Genomic DNA, 17926 nt, shown 5'->3' with positions numbered 1-17926 from the left:
AGCAGGTGGCGGGTCTCGTAGAGGCCGAGGGGGGAGATCTGATTGAGGAGAGCGGCCAGCGCATCGAAGGCGGCGCCGTACTCATAGAGGTTCCACCAGGTGAGCGCTTCGGTGTCCTGGAAGCCAGAAGTGTAATAGTTGAGGACGAGGTTGCCATAGTAGCTGTGGACGTCCTCGTCCCAGGTGATGCCGTAGTCGCCGACCGTCGCCAGCACCAGGCCGGTGAGGGCGATGAGGAGCGCAAGCGAGGCGTGATCGGCCGTGAGCCGGCCGAGCCGCTCGGGGAGACTGCGCCACTGCGCGGAGAGAGTGATCGTCTGAGCTGACAAGGAATGGCTCGGGTTGCCCGCCGCGTTCCCCCTGGTCCCCGACCCCGGGGGCGCACCCGTCGAATTGCGGAGAGCTTGTGTTAATTGCATGGGTTTTCCGATAAGCAACGCACATTGTCAATAACATCAAGGCCGAACCAAGGCGGTCCGGTGACCGTTGGGTGATCGGCAGGCGGGTTCGGGGGCGCGCTCGACGGGCGACCAGCGAGACCCGGCGGCCCCGCGAGGTGGCCCACAAGACGTTAATGCTTGGTTGAGCGTCCGTGTCGGGCTAGCCGACTGCGGCGGGATGCCGCACCACGATTCGCTGGTTGGCCTGGGGGCGCTCGATGACGGCGAAGGCGCCATCCGGCCAGCGCACCGTCAGCCGGTCCACAGTGCGGAACGGCCCCAGGCCGAAATGCGCCACCGGCTCCATCTGGCAGAGATAGCCCGAGCCGGCGTCGATCAGCCTGACCTGCACCGTCTCCCCCGCCTCCAGGCGCACGAGCGCGCCTCGCGCCGGCGCGCCGTAGCGGGTGAGCGGCATGACCCGTAGGAAATTCGCCGCTGCCGCCAACGGGCGAAACAGGCTGAGGCGCTGGCGCTGGGTCCTGGACTCGCCATGGGCGATCAGGAGCTCGAGCCTCCCGTCATCGTCGAAATCGCCGACGGCAGCGCCGGTGCCGAGGCCGCGCGCCTCTTCGGCGGCACCGGTCGGGATCTGCACCCAGCCGCCGTCCAGGGGTTTGAACAGCCGGTTCGCCTGGCCGATGTTGTTGAAGAACAGCTCGGCCACGCCGTCATTGTCGAAGTCGGCGGCGAGCACGGTGCGCACCCGGCTCGGCTGGGCGAGGGGCGCCGGTGCCGTGTCCTTGAAACGGCCGTTCGCATCCTGGAGGAACAGCCGGTGCGGCCCCTCCCAATTGCCATAGACGAGATCGAGCCGGCCGTCGCCGTCGAGATCAAGCGCGGTCACGCCGCGGCCATGCTCCTCCGCGTCGGCAAGCCCGCGCCGCTCGGCTTCTTCGCTGAAGCTGCCGTCGCCGCGATTGACGAAGAGGAAGTTCGGGCCGTTCTCGTTGACCGCGAAGATATCCATTCGGGGGCTGACGATGGGACCGGCGACGAGCCCGCGTCCGCCGGTCACGCGATCGATGCCGGCGACGGCAGCATGATCGACGAGCTTGCCCTCGGTGAGCTCGAACAGGCGAAAGGGACCGCCATGATTGGCGACGACGAAGCCATAGCGCCCGGAGCCCAGCCGATCGACGACCGCAACCGAGCGCCCGGCGATCTGATTGGTGGCGGCCCGGTTGTCGGGAATCTGAAACAGATCGAGCCAGGGACCGGCCGCACCGGCGCTCCCGAAGCAGGCGAAGAGCCGATCTCCTTGCTCCTTCGGGCCGGAGTCGCTGTCGGCGTTCAGCACGTAGATCTCTTCGCGCCCGTCGCCGTCGATGTCGCCGGCGGCGACGCCGATGGCTTGCCGCTCGGCATCGGCGATGGTCCGGTCGGCGATGTCCTCGAAGCCTTTGCCGGTCCATTTCAAGACTTGGTTTGGACCATCGTGGCCCGCCACCACCGCCTCGAATTTCCCATCGCCGTCGATGTCGGTGACGGCGATGCCGTAGCGCAGCGCCGGAGCGTTATCGATGAGCTCAGCACTGGCGTCGCGGAACATGGAGGCGCTCGGGTCGGGGCGAACGGGACTGAGTCGATCCTACACCGAGGCTCTAGCCCGCCGGTGCTAAACCGTCCCCAATGCCTGGCCGGGCCCGGCATTAACCACATCGAGGAACGTGCCCAGCGCCGCTTCCAGGCGCGCCAAGCTGGAGGGGCCGCCCAAGGCGAGCCGGAGCCCGCTCGGCCGTTCATCGCCCGCCATGGCGAAGACCTCGCTCGGCGTCACCCTGAGTCCGCGACGCTGACAGGCGGCGGCCAGCTCCGCCGGCCGCCAGGGCGAGGGAACCGCGTACCAGATATGGGCGGCGTAGCGGACCCACCGGCAGTTGCCTGGCCCAAGCCGGCTCGTCGCCAACTCCAGGCGCCGGCCGATCTCGCGGCGCTGGGCGGCGAGCAGCCGCTCTGCCGTGCCGTCGCCGATCCAGCGGGCGGCGATCTCCGCCATCAAGGGTGCGACCGTGATCGTGGTGGCGCCGACGCCGGCGGCGAGCTGGCCGATATGGGCCGAAGGCGCCAGCACATAGCCGATGCGAAGGCCGGCCGCGAGCCCCTTCGACAGGCTGGCGAGGTAGAAGGCGTGGTCCGGAGCGTAGCTTGCGAGCGGTGCCGGAGCTCCTTCGATGAGCGGGCCGTAGACGTCGTCCTCGACGATGGCGACATCGAAGCGCCGGGCGATCTCGGCGATCCGCTCGCGCCGCGCCTTGGGCATCGTCGCCGTCGTCGGGTTCTGCGCCGTCGGCGCGCAATAGAGGGCCTTGGGCCGAAAGCGTCTGCAAGCCTCGGCCAGGGCGTCGGGAACGAGGCCCTCCGCATCGATCGCCACACCTTCCAAGCGAAGCCCCAGGAAGTCGGCGGCGCGCCTGATGCCGGGCCAGGCGAGAGCCTCGCAGAGCACCACCTCGCCCGGCCGCGCCAGCGCCCGCAGCACGATCACCAGAGCATGCTGATTGCCGCCGGTCAGGACCACGCGCTCCACCGGCGCCTTGAGGCCGCTGCCAGCGACCCAGGCAGCCCCGGAGCGGCGATGCGGGGTCAAGCCGAGATTGGGACGATAGCGAAGCAGATCGCTGATCCCGGGCTCGCCTGAAAGCTCCGCCAGCACTTCCGCCAAGGCGGCCGTCTGCTCCCCGGCGGCGGGGAGCTGGTTCAAGTCGAGGTCGATCTCGCCTGCTTCCTCTTCGCGCAAGCGCACCATCGCGGCCGCCGAGCGCCGGTCGTTTGCGAGCGCCACGAAGGTGCCGCGCCCGACCTGGCCGGAAAGCAGCCCCCGCCGCCCCGCCTCGCGGTAGGCCCGGCTCACCGTCGGCACGGTCACGCCCAGGCTTTGGGCCAGCTCGCGATGCGTGGGGAGCTGGTCTCCGGGTTGCAGCTTGCCCTCGGCCACCGCATCGGCGAGCGCATCGGCGATGGCGCGATAGCGCGGTCCCGGCCGACCAGAAAGGCTCGGTTGCCAACTTGTCATGGTTACAAACGTAAGACGGTCACTGGCCGAAGGCTAGTATGCACTATCGTCATACCTCAACGGAGCGATCCTCTGGCATATTGTTAGATGACAATATATGAAAAGGATAGATTGTATGCCTACAATATTGAAACCGGTCGAACGGCAGCCCGAGAGTTCCACCGCGCCCAACCGCGGCTGGCTCCCCAGCCCGCTTCAATGTGGGCGCTGGTTCCTTAAGATCCTCATCCAATGGGAAGATCGGGCCCGCGAGCGCCATCAGCTCCTGACCATGGATGACCGCATGCTGCGCGACATCGGCGTCGATCGACTGACCGCCCGGGGTGAATACACCAAGCCGTTCTGGCGGGTTTAGGCGGGCTAGCGGCCGGCAGGCGATTTTTGCTGCGGGCCGGGCCCAGGACATGCTAGGCGTTGGGGGCCGCAAAATGCGGCCCTGGTGTTGGAAGGAGAATCCATGTCCACAACCCCCGTCGGTTCCGGGGATATCACGGCTTTTGGGATCGTTGCCCTGAAGTCCGCTGAAAAATCTCAAGCAGCACTGGCACAACTCGTCACGAGCGCGGCTGACAACGCCGCGCAGATTGCCGCCACGCCTGGCCCAACGCCGCCGGGCAGCGGGCGCGGCCAGAACGTCAATCTCTTCGCCTAGCTTCTAGATCGGGCCGGACGGGCAGCGTCCCGTCCGGAACCCGATTCCTCGCCGATGGCCGTCCCGCTCACCGCGGGCAGGCGCGGTTGCGGAAATGCACGAGCTTGAGGTAGCCGCCGAGATTGGCGTCGCTGACCTGGACCCGCTCGATTCCGGCCACCTCCTCTAGATGACTCAAGGTCAGATCGGAGCGCACCGCCAAGCGCCGGGTGAGCGGCTGGGCGAGCCGATCGACCAAGCCCAGGATGCCCGTCTCCGCCCTGATGTGATTGACGACGTAGACATCGCCGTCGGGGCGGGTCACGCGCTTCAGCTCGTGGAAGAGGCGCCTCATGTCGGGCACCACTGCCACCACATACATGGCGACCACGGCATCGAAGCTGGCATCGGGAAAGGTCAGGTTCTGCGCGTCCATTTCGAGGAGCGCCTCGACCGTCCCCAGCGTTGCCGCGCGCGCCCGCGCCTTCGTCAGCATTTCGGGCGAGAGATCGATGCCGGTGACCATGAGGCCGGCGCGATAGTGGGGAAGCGAGAGGCCGGTGCCGACGCCGATTTCGAGGACGCGGGCGGCCCGGCTCAGATTGACCGCATCGACGGCCAGCAGCCGGCCCGGCTCCAAGACCGAGCCGAACACGAGGTCGTAGACGGCCGAGCCCCAGCCATACAGCCGGCGAATCGCGGCGTGATCAGCCACCGGTCAGGAAATCAGTCGGCGAGGCCAGAGGTGGACGGCGTCTCGTTGCGGAAATGGATGAGCCGCCAATAGCCGCCAAGATTGACGCGCCGCACCTGCACCACCTGCAGCCGGGCGCCGTTGACCAGGTGCAGCATGCGCACATCCGGCCGGAAGCCGAAGACCTCGCCGAAGGGCAGGCAGGCCTGCTCGATGATCCGCATGACGCCGCCGCCGGAGGCGAAATGGTTAACGACGACGATGTCGCCACCGGGCACGCAAACCCGCTTCATCTCGGCCAGGAGCCGCATCGGGTCGGCCACCACCGAGGCGATGTGCATGGCGATGACGGCATCGAAGGAGTGGTCGGCGAAGCCCATGCTGAGCGCGTCCATCTCGAGCAGGCCCACCACATTGCCGAGACGCTTCCGACGGACCCGCCGGCGCGCATATTCCAGCATATGACGGGAGGCATCGATGCCCACCACGGTCGCATCCGGCCGATAGAGCGGGAGCGCCAGCCCGGTGCCGACGCCGACATCGAGGATGCGCTGGCCGGGCGTGGTGTTGGCGAGATCGACCGCGCGCTTGCGGCCCTGCTCGAAGATGGCCCCTTCGAGAACATCGTAGAGGGGCGACAGCCGGCGATAGGCAGCGCGGGCTGCGGATAGGTTCAACATGGTGGCGACCGGCCGCTGATGGGGTTTCCGTGGGCGTTGACGTGCTTTAATTATCGTTTGGCGCAGCGACCTTCTGCCACCCCACCGGCAATTAGATGATCACAGAATCGCGAGCAACGGAAGGGCGATGAGCCCAGGCCTCGCCATGGCCCGGAAGAGGCCCATAACCAGCCCCCGGACGGCGAAACGGGCCAGAACCAGGAGGTCGACGAGAGCGAGAATCGCCAGGCCGTGGCTCGAGCGAAAATGTTTGTGGAAGTACCGGATAAAGCCCCTCGCCTTGTGCCACTCAACAAGGATGGCCGGAGCGGCGCTGGTGCCCTGGCGATGGCGGACGAGGATGTCCGGGGCGAAGAGGATGGATCCGGCCTGGCGCCCGACCCTGAGGCAGAAATCGGCATCCTCGACGTGGAGAAAATACCCCTCGTCCATGCCACCCACCGTTTCGAACACCGGGCGCGGCATCAGCATGAACGCGCCTGAAATGCAATCGACCGGGATGGCGGCCTCCGGAAGCGGCTCTTCGTGGCGATTGACCCGCTTCACGCCGGGGATCAACCGATCGAGCCGCAAGGCCTCGATGATCGCGCTGCCGGGCGTCAACAAGTGCCGACGGCCGCCGCGCTGGTCGCTGCCGTCCGGATTGACGAGCCGGCCGCCCAGGAGGGCGGCCCCGGGGTGCCCCGCCAACAACGCTGCGCCGCGGCTGAGAGTTCCCTCCGCCAGCACGCAGTCCGGGTTCAAGAGCAAGATGATCGCACCCCCGCTCGCCGCCACGCCCCGGTTGCAGCCGGCGGCAAAGCCGACATTGCCGTGGCCGCTCAGGATCCTCAGCCGCCGGTCCGCAAGGGCGCGTTGGCCGAGCCAGGCCAGGCTCTCGGCCGGGTTGCCGTTGTCGACGACGATGAGCTCGGCCAGACCCTCCTGGGCGAGCACGGATTCGACGCAGTCCCGGAGCGCCGGGCCGGTGCGGTAGGAGACGACGATGACGCTGGTGCCCTCGAGCGGCGCGGCTGACATAAGCGAGCCTTGGCGAAGTGCTTGGACCCGCATCATAAACGAGGTGTCATGCGGCGTGGCCAGCTTGCCGCGTCGGGATGCGCCATGCTATAGGCCGCCGCCCTTCTGACATCGTCCCTTGCCACAGTGCCCATGGCCATGAAAATCGAGTCGACCGCGATCCCGGAGGTCAAGATCATCTGGCCGCGCAAATTCGGCGATAACCGCGGCTTCTTCTCCGATACCTACAACCGCCGCGCCTTCGCGGAAGCGGGCATCGACGTCGTCTTCCAGCAGGACAACCACTCGCTTTCGGCCGATCAGGGTACCGTGCGCGGGCTGCATTATCAGCGCGATCCGTTTGCCCAGGCGAAGCTGGTGCGGGTGACCAAGGGCGCCATTCTCGACGTTGCCGTCGACATTCGCCACGGCTCGCCCAGCTTCGGGGGCCATGTGGCCGTCGAGGTCAGCGCCGATTCCTGGAACCAGGTCTACATTCCCGAAGGCTTCGCCCACGGTTTCTGCACCCTCGCGCCCGATACCGAGGTGATCTACAAGGTTACATCGCTCTACAGCCCCGAGCATGAGGTGGGCGTCATGTGGAACGATCCGGATCTCAAGATCGCCTGGCCGGTGGACCCGGCGAGCGCGGTCTTGTCGGCCAAGGACGCGGTGCTGCCGCGCCTGGCCGAGCTGCCCCGGCATTTCGTCTGGCGCGGCATCGGCGCGTAGGAGCCAAGGGCGATGAAGATCCTCGTCACCGGCGGAGCCGGTTTCATCGGCGGTGCGGTGGTGCGCAAGCTCGTCGCCGACGGCCACGCGGTCGTCAACCTCGACAAGCTCACCTATGCGGCGAGCCCGGAAGCGTTGGCCGCGGTCGCCGAGCGGCCCACCTATCGCTTCGAGAAGGCGGATATCTGCGACGGACCGGCGGTCCAGCGCATCATGGCCGAGCATCGGCCGGACGCCGTCATCCACCTCGCCGCCGAGAGCCATGTCGACCGCTCGATCGATGGCCCGGCCGCCTTCGTCGAGACCAATGTGGTCGGCACCTACACCATGCTGGAAGCAGCCCGCGCCTATTGGGAGGGGCTCGAGGAAGCGCATCGGCGGCGCTTCCGCTTCCATCACGTCTCCACCGACGAGGTCTTCGGCTCGCTGGGCGCCGCCGGCCTCTTCTCGGAGACCACCCGCTACCAGCCGAACTCCCCCTATTCGGCCAGTAAGGCGGCCAGCGACCATCTCGTGCGCGCCTGGGGCGAGACCTACGGGCTGCCGGTTCTCCTTACCAACTGCTCGAACAATTACGGCCCCTACCAGTTTCCCGAGAAGCTGGTCCCGCTGATGATCATCAAGGGAATGGCAGGAGAGACCCTGCCGGTCTACGGCAAGGGCGACAATGTGCGGGACTGGCTGCATGTGGAAGACCATGCCGCGGCCCTGGTGCTGGTGCTGGAGCAGGGCAGGCCCGGCGAGACCTACAACATCGGCGGCAGCGCCGAGCAGACCAATCTCGAGGTGGTGCGCGCGATCTGCCGGCTCCTGGACGAGCTTCGGCCGCAATCGCCCCAGCGTCCCCATGAGAGCCTGATCGGCTTCGTCGCCGACCGTCCCGGTCACGACCAGCGCTATGCGATCGACGCCTCCAAGATCGAGCGCGAGCTCGGTTGGCGGCCCCGCGAGACCTTCCGATCGGGGCTGGCGCGCACCGTGCGTTGGTATCTCGAGAACGAAGCGTGGTGGCGGCCGATCCTGGAGCGCGCCAGCGCGGTCGCCCGCGTCGGTCTCGGATCCAAGCGCCGGGCCGCGGGCTGAACCCATGCGGCGACCGACATGATCCGCCTTCTCCTCACCGGCGGCACCGGCCAGGTGGGTGAGGCGCTCGGGCGCTTGGGCCCGTTCGCCGGTGCTGCAGTCGAGCATCCGAGCCGGGCTGAGCTCGACCTCGCCCGACCCGAGACCGTCGCCGCCGCCGTCCGGCGTTGCGCGGCGGAAATCGTCGTCAACTGCGCCGCCTACACCGCGGTCGATCGCGCCGAAACCGAACGGGCTTCCGCCGAAGCGGTCAATGCCTCGGGGCCTGGCTACCTCGCAGATGCGTGCGCCGCCCGCGGCGTGCCGCTCATCCATATCTCGACCGACTATGTGTTCGACGGCAGCAAAGCGGGCGCCTATGTCGAGGGCGACCCTGTGGCTCCGCTCGGCGTTTATGGCCGCAGCAAGGAAGCGGGTGAACGGGCCGTGCGCTCGGCCTGGGACCGCCACGTGATCCTGCGCACGAGCTGGGTCTACTCCGCCCACGGGCAGAATTTCGTCAAGACCATGCTCCGGCTCGCGGGCGAGCGCAGCGAGTGGGGCGTCGTCGACGACCAGGTGGGCGCGCCGACGGCGGCCGACGACATCGCTGGGGCCGTGCTGGCGATCGCACCACAGCTCCTCGAGCCCGCCACCGCAAGGTGGGGTACCTATCACTACACCGCCGAAGGCCAGGTAAGCTGGCACGGCTTCGCCCGGGCGATCGTCGAGCGCGCGGCCATGGTCACCGGCAAGCGGCCGACCGTAAAGGCCATCCCGACCAGCGCCTATCCGACGCCGGTGCGCCGTCCGCAGAACTCGGTCCTGGATTGCAGCAAGGTCATCGCTGCCTTCGCCCCGCCGCGCCGGCCGTGGCAGGCGGGCCTCAAGGACGTGCTCGACCTGCTTCTCGCCCTGCCCAAACGAGGTGCCGCATGAAGGGCATCGTGCTCGCCGGCGGCCACGGCACCAGGCTGCACCCGCTGACCCAGGTGGTGAGCAAGCAGCTCCTGCCGGTCTACGACAAGCCGATGATCTACTATCCCTTGTCGACGCTGATGCTGGCCGGCATCCGCGACATTCTCATCATCACCACGCCCGCGGACAAAAGCAGCTTCAAGCGGCTCTTGGGCGATGGCGCGCGCTGGGGCATCCGGCTCCACTACGCGGTGCAGCCGGAGCCGCGGGGCCTCGCCGATGCCTTCATCATCGGCCGGAAATTCATCGGCCGCGACAGCGTCGCCCTGGTGCTTGGCGACAACATCTTCTTCGGCGACGGGCTGACCGCACTCCTGCGAAAGGCCTGCCAACGCGAGCGGGGCGCCACCGTCTTCGGCTATTGGGTCCGGGACCCAGAACGCTACGGGGTGGTGTCCTTCAACGGCGCCGGCAAGGCGCAGGACATCGTCGAGAAGCCGAAGCGGCCGAAGAGCAACTGGGCGGTCACCGGCCTGTATTTCTACGACAACCGCGTCGTCGACATCGCCCGCTCGATCGAGCCCTCCGCCCGCGGCGAGCTGGAGATCACCGACGTCAACCGCGCCTATCTCGCCATGGGCGAGCTCGACGTGGCGCAGCTCGGCCGCGGCTTCGCCTGGCTCGACACCGGGACGCACGAATCCTTGCTGCAGGCGAGCGAGTTCGTCCGCACCGTGGAGGAGCGCCAGGGCCTGAAGATCGCCTGCCCGGAGGAGGTCGCCTATCTGATGGGCTTTATCGACGACGATGCGGTCCGCCGCCTGGCCGAACCCTTGCGCAAATCCGGCTATGGCGACTACCTGCTGCGTCTCCTGACCGATCGGCGCTAGGCGCCGCCACCAAACGCCCCCACCCCAACCTCCCCCACGCTAACGCATGGGGGAGGGAGCGGAGGTCCGTTTCGACTCCCTCCCTCGCCGACAGGCGGGGGAGGGTCGGGGTGGGGGCATCCGGCGGGGTGCACTCTATGGCTGTCCCACCCCGCGCGTGCCCGGGACTGGGACGCTGGGACAGCGCCGCTTCATGGAACCTAACTATTTATTAGTGAACGTTTTTTGGGCTTTGCCCGGTGTCCCGAGGCGGCTCGGCCCTTCCGGCGGCGCTACGGCACGTCCTGGGGCCCGCCTGCCTATTCTCGCGGGCGCGGAGGTAATATATAATATAGATATCGCATATTAGATTACAGGCGCGGCCCATGAAGGCGTTGGTCGATATCGGAGAGAGCGAGATCCGGGCGCTTGACGAGCTGGCGCGGAAAGCAAAGCGCTCACGCGCCGCCCTCATTCGTCAGGCGATCGCCGAGTATCTCGGCAAGCACCGCCACGCCCAGGAACGAGATGCCTTCGGCCTGTGGGGCAACCACAGGGTCGATGGGTTGGCGTATCAGGAGCGGATGCGCGGAGAATGGTGAAGGCGCTCTTCGACACGAACGTGCTGATCGACTATCTCAATGCCGTTCCCGAGGCGCGCGAGGAGCTGCAGCGGTACGAAGACAAGGCCATCAGCATCATCACCTGGATGGAGGTCATGGCCGGCGTCAAGGCCGGGCTCGAGGCGGCCACCAGACGCTTTCTCGACGGGTTCGAGATCATCGGCCTCGACCGGAGCGTCGCCGAAGCGGCGGTGGATCTGCGTCGGACCCGCAAGATCAAGCTGCCTGACGCGGTGATCTGGGCTTCGGCGCAAGCGAATGCGATGCTGCTGGTGACGCGCAATACGAAGGATTTTCCGGCCAGCGATCCGAGCGTCCGCGCGCCCTACGCGCTCAGGCCCGGAGGCTGATCGCCCTTGCGCAGATCCGACTATGGCGACGATCTGCTGCGTGTCCTGACCGATCGGCGCTAGGTGCCGACATGCGAAGTGCCCCCACCCCAACCCTCCCCCACGCTAACGCATGGGGGAGGGAGCGGAGGTCCGTTTCGACTCCCTCCCCGCCGCCAGGCGGGGGAGGGTCGGGGTGGGGGCATTGCGCGGAGCGCGCCGAGACCGAGCCGCCGGTTGCGCGGGACTTTCTAGTGTGCATACTCCGCCCGCCCTAGACCCAAGGCCAGTCCCATGCACCGCTACCGCAGCCACAATTGCAGCCAGCTGACGCTGGCCGATGTCGGCAAGACCGTCCGGCTTTCCGGCTGGGCGCACCGCAAGCGCGATCACGGCCAGCTGCTGTTCGTGGATCTGAGAGACCATTTCGGCATCACCCAATGCGTCGTCGACTCCTCGAAGCCGACCTTCGCGCCGGTCGAAGCCACAAGGGTCGAGAGCGTGGTGACGGTGACCGGCCGCGTGGTGGCGCGCTCGGCCGAGACGGTGAATCCCGGGCTCGCGACCGGCGAAGTCGAGGTGGTGATCGATGCCTTCGAGATCCTGTCGGCGGCCGAGCTCCTGCCCCTCCAGGTCAATGCCGATCAGGACTCGGGCGAGGAGACGCGGCTGCGCTATCGCTATCTCGATCTCCGGCGCGAGCGGCTGCATCGCAACATCGTGCTCCGCAGCCAGGTCATCTCCTCGATCCGCCGGCGCATGATCGAGCAGGGCTTCATCGAGTTCCAGACGCCGATCCTGACGGCGAGCTCGCCCGAGGGTGCCCGCGACTTCCTGGTGCCGAGCCGGCTGCATCCCGGCAAGTTCTACGCGCTGCCGCAGGCCCCGCAGCAGTTCAAGCAGCTCATCATGGTGGCGGGCTTCGATCGCTACTTCCAGATCGCGCCCTGTTTTCGCGACGAGGACGCGCGCGCCGACCGCTCTCCGGGCGAGTTCTACCAGCTCGACGTGGAGATGAGCTTCGTCGAGCAGGAGGACGTGTTCGCAGCACTCGAGCCGGTTCTGGCCGGCGTGTTCGAGGAGTTCGCCGACGGCCGCAATGTCACCAAGCCGCCCTTCCCGCGCATCGCCTATGGAGATGCGCTGTTGAAGTACGGCTCTGACAAGCCGGATCTGCGCAACCCGCTGGTCATCGCCGAGGTGGGCGAGGTGTTCCGCGGCAGCGGATTTTCCATCTTCGAGAAGGTGCTGGGATCCGGCGGCGTGGTGCGCGCGATCCCGGCTCCGAAAGCCGCGAGCCAGCCCCGCTCCTTCTTCGACAAGATGAACGAATGGGCGCGCGGCGAGGGCGCGCCGGGCTTGGGCTACATCATCTTCGAGGGCGGCCAGGGCAAGGGGCCGATCGCGAAGTTCCTCGAGGGCGAGCGCCTGGCGAAGCTCAAGGGCTTGACCGGGATGGGCGACGGCGACGCCGTCTTCTTCGCCGCCGGCAAGCGCGAGGACGCCGCCAAGTTCGCCGGCCCGGCCCGCACCCGCCTCGGCGAGGAGCTGGGGCTCATCCAGAAGGGCGAGTTCCGCTTCTGCTGGATCGTCGACTTCCCGATGTACGAGCGGGACGAGAAGACCGGCAAGATCGACTTCAGCCACAACCCCTTTTCGATGCCCCAAGGCGGGCTGGACGCGCTCATGACCAAGGATCCCTTGGACGTGCTTGCATTCCAGTACGACATCGTCTGCAACGGCGTGGAGCTGTCCTCGGGCGCCATCCGCAACCATCGTCCCGACACCATGATCAAAGCCTTCGAGATCGCCGGCTACGATCGCCAGACGGTGGAGACCAAGTTCGCGGGCATGCTGAATGCGTTCCGCTACGGCGCCCCGCCCCATGGCGGCTCGGCGCCGGGCATCGACCGGATCGTGAGAATGCTGGCCGACGAACCCGATCTGCGCGAGGTCATCCTGTTCCCGATGAACCAGCGGGCGGAGGACCTGATGATGAACGCGCCCTCGGAGGTCTCGCCCCAGCAGCTGAAGGAGTTGCACATCCGCGTGGTGGCGCCGCCGAAGGCGTGAGCCGGGCGCACAAATGCAAACGGCGGCCCGAAGGCCGCCGTTCGTCTTTCAGCCCTAAGGCTGGTTCAGGCCGGCTTGAGATTGCCGGCGGCGACCTTGCCGCGCTCGGTCACGAGGTCGTAGCTGACTGTCTGACCTTCGGTCAGCGTAGTCATGCCAGCGCGCTCGACGGCGGTTACGTGCACGAACACGTCCTTGGAGCCGTCCTTGGGCTGGATGAAACCGAACCCACGCTGATTGTTGAAGAACTTGACAGTACCGATAGCCATGATGGCCTCCGTTTAGATGTAGAAACTCGCGCTCCGCGAGATCCGCGATGCGCGAGGCAGGTCTGGCTTCATGGATATCTTGTAGCGGCGCGGTCTCTGGGGACCGGACGACGGCAAGTAGCCGAAGCAAAGCCTAGCTGCAGCCAATATGGCATGGCGGGCGGAGGATTACCAGTAGCAGCGCTCCCACGCATTTCGCCCAATAGGCGCGGGATCAGCCGCCGGCCGCCTCGAAGCCTGCGAGAAACGCCGCGAGGTTGGCGCCGAGAACGCTGGAGAGATAGCCGCCTTCCTGCACCAGCACGGTCGGCAGGCCGAGCCCGGCGATGGCGCCGGCGATGCGCTCGAAGCCGGTGGTGCTGATCTTGAGCACACCCAAGGGATCAGCCTCCGAAGCGTCGAGCCCGAGCGAGACCACCAAGAGACCGGGCGCGTAGCTCCGAATGCGCCCGAGCGCGCGGGCCAGCGCCTGCATATAGACCTCATCGCCGCTGCCATGGGCCAAGGGCAGGTTCATGGTGAACCCCGCACCGGGCCCGGCGCCGGTCTCCTCGGCATAGCCGGCATAGAACGGATAGAAGCCGGCAGGATCGCCATGCAGCGAGGCGAACAGCACGTCGGCGCGCTCATAGAAGATCCCTTGCGTGCCATTGCCGTGATGCACGTCGACATCGAGGATGGCGACGCGGTCGCGGCGCCTCCGGGCATGCTCGGCGGCGATCGCCGCATTGTTGAGGAAGCAGAAGCCTCCGGCCATGTCGGCATAGGCGTGATGCCCGGGCGGTCGGCACAAGGCGTAAGCGACCGGCGCGCCCGCCATGACCGCTTCGCAGGCGGCGAGCGCGGTGTCGGCGGCGGCCAGCGAGGCCACCCAAGTCTCCGGCCCGATCGGCGTCCCGGTGTCGGCGAGATACCAGCCGGCAAGCCCGACGATGCCGTGGGGACGGCGGCTCATGTGGCGATTGGGGTGGATGTTGGGGGTGATCTCCGGCGCGGCGTTGGGCAAGCCGGACCACGCGCTGTATCCCGTCTCCAGGAAGGCCAGATAGTCGGCCCGGTGCACCGCCGCCACGGCATCGCGAGGAAAGCTGCGTGGCTGCACCACCTCATGCCCGGCGCTCCGCGCGGCGGCCAGGAGCGCATCGGCGCGCTCGGCCCGCTCCGGGCTCTCGACCAGGCGCCCGCGCAAGAGGAAGGTCTTCGGCGCGTGGCGCTGCTGGGTCGGGCTGAAGAAGATTTGCATTAAGCCGACTCCGGTAGGATCAATGTGGGACGACGGGTTCAATCGTCATTGCTGGGAAGGTTAGTGGCCTCAATTGCCGCCTGGGGCATGCCCGACTCGGCCAGATCACCTAATCCTGTTGGGCTCGTCCACCCATACAGAGGCGACAGGTCACGCATGCCTCAGAACGCGATCGTCGCGCCAAATCTATCGAATGATCGGCGTATCGCATCGGTATCCTTGGTTGATTGGCTGTCCGCTCTGCCAGAAGGTGACAGGATCGTCTCCCGCGCCATTGTGATCCTCGATCGGATGATACGTGAACGCGGCGCCGTCATTCTTCCACAGCATGATTTCACCTTGCTTCGTGACGTCGTCGACGCAAATCGGGGCAACCGCGCCAGCTTGTCACCGATGCATGACACCAGATTTTGCCGATTGGTGCTGAACAACTCGTTCTGGCTCGCCGGCTTCGATGCGTCGGGCCGTGTGGTCACGACGAATAGCGGCAAATTGTTCGATTGGCGTAAGACAAATTTGGAGGCAGAAGCGCGAAGCCTGCGCTTGGTCTACGATGACCCCGCGCAAGCTCCTGCCGGCGACCTCTGTCACATAGACTCACCTATCGCACGTCGCATTTCTGGCTTCGTGTTCCATTCGGGCACAGTTTGGAGGCATCCACAGCATCGAGGCGAATTGTCCAATGGAATTCGCATCTCGCAGCTCACTGGACGCCTGACTCGGATGGTCGGCCTCGCATTATGGAACGCTGATTTTTATTTTTCGCTGACGCGGCAAACTCTCGTGGATCGTGGCGTGCTCTCTACGTTGGGCTATAGCCGTTTCGAACCTGGACTGAAGCTCAAGCTACTCGCGGGCGAGGAGTTGGACGTGTGTCTGAATTGGATGGATCGCTCCGAGCTGCAAGAGGACGCTCGCACGATCGTCGAGGATGGTCACCTCAGGCAGCTTGATTGAATCAAAGAGCCGACTCGCAATGAGCCGGCAGACCCTAACCGCGCGCCCGCTCGATCCCCTGCGCTAACGGCCTCGCGTGGCGATTACACCTTTCGGCTTTGACCTTGCACGCGCCCGATTCGCTCAATTCCGTGCCGTGCACAGCTTGCTGGACCATTGAAGGTCCGCGGCAACCATGGTTGCGAACAGGGCCCCTCCACACGTACACCCACAAGTGGTAGCGTTTTCCCCTTTCTGAACTACCAGATATGGGGGAAGGCCGTGTCTCAGACATTCGCTCATCAAATTACCGATATCGTCTCCGAGAGGCCCCAGGCCGTACGCCTGCCCGATTGGTTTTCGGCGCTGCCGGGTCAGGACATCGCCCTATCGCAATCAATCCTCCGCATGGACCAGTTGGTGCGGGACCATGGCATTCACCTGTACCCGCAGCACGATTTCCACCTCTTCAAGGTCTGCATGGAAGCCAACCAGAACACCAAGGCGGGCCTTGCGCCCATGTATGACCCTATCCATTGCAAGCTTGGCCCCGAAAACAGCCTTTGGCTTGCCGGCCTTGACGAGCATGGCGACATCGTAACCACTCAATCGGGCAAGTTATTCAACTTCACCGGCACGAACCTGCGTGAAGCAGGAAACAATCTGACGCTCTTCTACGACAACCCACCAAGCGCCGATGCAGGGGTACGATGCCGTATCGAGAGCCCATTCGCCATGAATATAACCGGCATTTGCGCTCATAGCGGCGGCATTTGGGTGCATCCCCGGTATCGCGGCGTCGGACCGAACGGATTGCGGCTTTCGCAGATCCTCGGACGGATCACTCGCAATATCATTCTTGCGACATGGTCTCCCGACTACATTTTTTCATTCGCTCAGACGATCCTGGCGCGCAAAGGAGTCGTCGCCTCGTATGGCTGGCCCAATGTTCAGACCGGTGTAACGATGACGTTTCCATATTGCGGAGCGGTGGACGATGTCCTCGCGTGGTCATCGCGCGCTGAATTGCTGGACGACGCTCGTCAGATCGCGATGGGCGGTCCGCTCACGCGGCCGCTTGTCGCTGCGGAATGAGCAGGGACGACACCATGACGAGATTTGCACCTTTCGGTGTCCGAAAATTCGTAAGGAGACGGCGATAGTTCATCGTCAACAGCATCCCATTGGTGCCGCGGACGTGCGCGAGAACATCTTCGACGATGGGCTCGTTCTCGAAAATCGCTGACCCATACGCCAAACCGCACCACGTTGCGTAGTCGGGATCCGGAGCGTTGCGAAAATCCCGACCAATAAGCCGTCTGCGGCTTTCGTCGTTATGGAAGCGGAGTGCGACTCCAACGTGTCGGGTCACATAAGAGTCGTACACGTCCGATCGCTCGATCAGACCGGTACGCCCTTCGCGGGCGGTTACCGCCAGGCGGATCGCATCAGGAAGTTCGGTCGTGGCTCCCTTTGATCGCCACATTTGAAAATGCTCAATGAGACTTAACTGCTTGTCCCGGAATATCTGCTCGATTGGCACCCTACTCGCACCGAATCGAGCGTTCTGACGGATGTGCGTGGGAGCCAAGAGCGCTTCGAGCCGCGCCAAGGCAGCACCCGGGCTCGAGAACTTCTCCTTCTTCCAGGACTCGTGCCAGGAGGTCAGCAGGACCTCCGGCTTGTCCGTGCCCTTGAGCACGTCCTTGAGAAACTTGACGGCATTGGGCTCGGCGGTGGCCGGGCGGAGGCGCACCGTCATCCGCCGCGTGCCATAGGCGATCTCAACCCAGCCGAAATTCTTCACCGCGAAGGCAGCGACGTCGAAATCGGGGTTGCGCACTCCGAGCCGGTGGTGGAAATCGGTCGAATCGGCGTTCCAAAGGTCGCCCGCTTCATCGACCAAAAAGGTGAGGATCGTCATCGCCTCCCCAAAGCCTCCCGTTCCCTCCCGGACAGGCTCATCGTCCGCACTTCGCAAATGCCTGCGGCATTCGCGGCAATTTCACGAGTATACCTCAGCCGCGCCGCTGAATACGCAAGCAGAAGCGGCGCGGAATTGCCAGCAACATAGGACGGATGCGCGACAAACTGAATATTGCGCCAAGACTACGATATATAGATCGCGCAAAGTTCCTGCCCACAACATCTTGTAGGAGCAAGGAGGTCTACATCGCCTTTGCGGCGCCGGCTCTTGCTTGCGCGGCGCGCCCTTGGCGGCTGCGAGACTGCCCATAAATCCGGCAGTTGCGTTGATTCGATGGCTCTGCGGGTGCGGTGCGGCTTAGCCCGAACTTTACCCATTTTTCGAGCAAGGCGCTGATGTGACTCGCATTTGGTTGCGGGTCCTGACTACAGCGTCGGTTGGAGGGCGAGCAGATCGAAGGCGCGGCGCTGGGTTTGGGTCGGTGT

Annotated in this window: 19 protein-coding genes; 11 read left to right on the top strand and 8 right to left on the bottom strand. The window is 65.7% G+C overall.

The genetic code is table 11. The annotated features are described in order from the left end of the window. Positions 1–600: 600 nt before the first annotated feature. Both HY058_20305 and HY058_20300 read right to left on the bottom strand, forming a co-directional pair. Entirely contained in the window at positions 601–1992 is a 1392-nt protein-coding gene (locus tag HY058_20305; protein MBI3499645.1) for a CRTAC1 family protein, read from the bottom strand. 66 nt (positions 1993–2058) lie between these two features. Further along, the gene (locus HY058_20300) at positions 2059–3456 is read right to left on the bottom strand and encodes a PLP-dependent aminotransferase family protein (protein ID MBI3499644.1); all 1398 of its coding nucleotides are present in this window, start codon (positions 3454–3456) and stop codon (positions 2059–2061) included. Positions 3457–3571: 115 nt separating this feature from the next. On the opposite strand from HY058_20300, the gene HY058_20295 reads away from it, so the two are divergent. Then, the gene (locus HY058_20295; GenBank protein MBI3499643.1) at positions 3572–3811 is read left to right on the top strand and encodes a DUF1127 domain-containing protein; all 240 of its coding nucleotides are present in this window, start codon (positions 3572–3574) and stop codon (positions 3809–3811) included. Positions 3812–3913: 102 nt separating this feature from the next. Next, on the top strand, positions 3914–4108 hold the full coding sequence (locus HY058_20290; GenBank protein MBI3499642.1) for a hypothetical protein: 195 nt from the start codon (positions 3914–3916) through the stop codon (positions 4106–4108). A 67-nt stretch (positions 4109–4175) separates the two neighbouring features. Here the strand turns inward: HY058_20290 and HY058_20285 are convergent, their stop codons facing one another. The 3 genes from HY058_20285 to HY058_20275 all read right to left on the bottom strand — a co-directional run bounded on the left by HY058_20285 (position 4176) and on the right by HY058_20275 (position 6481). After that, complete coding sequence (locus HY058_20285; GenBank protein MBI3499641.1) at positions 4176–4802, bottom strand: class I SAM-dependent methyltransferase; 627 nt, start codon at positions 4800–4802, stop codon at positions 4176–4178. 11 nt (positions 4803–4813) lie between these two features. After that, entirely contained in the window at positions 4814–5458 is a 645-nt protein-coding gene (locus HY058_20280; protein MBI3499640.1) for a methyltransferase domain-containing protein, read from the bottom strand. Between the two features lie 102 nt (positions 5459–5560). After that, positions 5561–6481 (bottom strand): glycosyltransferase family 2 protein, encoded by a 921-nt coding sequence (locus HY058_20275; protein ID MBI3499639.1) that lies wholly within the window; start codon positions 6479–6481, stop codon positions 5561–5563. Positions 6482–6619: 138 nt separating this feature from the next. Between HY058_20275 and rfbC the strand changes: the two genes are divergently transcribed. The 7 genes from rfbC (at position 6620) to aspS (ending at position 13066) form a co-directional block, all read left to right on the top strand. Then, entirely contained in the window at positions 6620–7192 is a 573-nt protein-coding gene (rfbC, locus tag HY058_20270) for a dTDP-4-dehydrorhamnose 3,5-epimerase (GenBank protein MBI3499638.1), read from the top strand. Positions 7193–7204: 12 nt separating this feature from the next. Then, on the top strand, positions 7205–8275 hold the full coding sequence (gene rfbB, locus HY058_20265; protein MBI3499637.1) for a dTDP-glucose 4,6-dehydratase: 1071 nt from the start codon (positions 7205–7207) through the stop codon (positions 8273–8275). Between the two features lie 18 nt (positions 8276–8293). Beyond that, the gene (gene rfbD / locus HY058_20260; GenBank protein ID MBI3499636.1) at positions 8294–9193 is read left to right on the top strand and encodes a dTDP-4-dehydrorhamnose reductase; all 900 of its coding nucleotides are present in this window, start codon (positions 8294–8296) and stop codon (positions 9191–9193) included. Continuing rightward, the gene (gene rfbA, locus HY058_20255; protein MBI3499635.1) at positions 9190–10062 is read left to right on the top strand and encodes a glucose-1-phosphate thymidylyltransferase RfbA; all 873 of its coding nucleotides are present in this window, start codon (positions 9190–9192) and stop codon (positions 10060–10062) included. Before rfbD ends, rfbA begins: the two co-directional genes overlap by 4 nt. A gap of 365 nt (positions 10063–10427) precedes the next feature. Then, a complete protein-coding gene (locus HY058_20250; GenBank protein MBI3499634.1) occupies positions 10428–10643 on the top strand; it encodes a CopG family transcriptional regulator in 216 nt (71 codons plus the stop codon). Next, entirely contained in the window at positions 10637–11014 is a 378-nt protein-coding gene (locus HY058_20245; GenBank protein MBI3499633.1) for a type II toxin-antitoxin system VapC family toxin, read from the top strand. Before HY058_20250 ends, HY058_20245 begins: the two co-directional genes overlap by 7 nt. 273 nt (positions 11015–11287) lie before the next feature. Further along, positions 11288–13066 carry an aspartate--tRNA ligase gene (gene aspS / locus HY058_20240; GenBank protein MBI3499632.1) on the top strand — a complete coding sequence of 593 codons (1779 nt, stop codon included), beginning with the start codon at positions 11288–11290 and terminating at the stop codon, positions 13064–13066. A 65-nt stretch (positions 13067–13131) separates the two neighbouring features. On the opposite strand, the gene HY058_20235 is transcribed toward aspS, so the two are convergent. Both HY058_20235 and HY058_20230 read right to left on the bottom strand, forming a co-directional pair. Beyond that, a complete protein-coding gene (locus tag HY058_20235) occupies positions 13132–13335 on the bottom strand; it encodes a cold-shock protein (GenBank protein MBI3499631.1) in 204 nt (67 codons plus the stop codon). Between the two features lie 214 nt (positions 13336–13549). After that, on the bottom strand, positions 13550–14578 hold the full coding sequence (locus HY058_20230) for a histone deacetylase family protein (GenBank protein MBI3499630.1): 1029 nt from the start codon (positions 14576–14578) through the stop codon (positions 13550–13552). A gap of 156 nt (positions 14579–14734) precedes the next feature. Between HY058_20230 and HY058_20225 the strand changes: the two genes are divergently transcribed. Then, positions 14735–15535: a hypothetical protein gene (locus tag HY058_20225; GenBank protein ID MBI3499629.1), complete on the top strand. Its 801-nt coding sequence runs from the start codon at positions 14735–14737 to the stop codon at positions 15533–15535. 261 nt (positions 15536–15796) lie between these two features. Beyond that, a complete protein-coding gene (locus HY058_20220) occupies positions 15797–16609 on the top strand; it encodes a hypothetical protein (GenBank protein MBI3499628.1) in 813 nt (270 codons plus the stop codon). Here HY058_20220 and HY058_20215 read toward each other — a convergent pair. Next, positions 16581–17438, bottom strand: a complete 858-nt coding sequence (locus HY058_20215) for a hypothetical protein (GenBank protein MBI3499627.1) — start codon at positions 17436–17438, stop codon at positions 16581–16583. The two genes, HY058_20220 and HY058_20215, sit on opposite strands and share 29 nt — an antisense overlap. Positions 17439–17926 lie beyond the last annotated feature (488 nt).

Source organism: Pseudomonadota bacterium, from assembly GCA_016195085.1.
GTDB lineage: Bacteria > Pseudomonadota > Alphaproteobacteria > SHVZ01 > SHVZ01 > JACQAG01.
The sequence above is the reverse complement of the archived record's forward strand: the minus strand, read 5'-3'. Positions and strand labels throughout refer to the sequence as shown.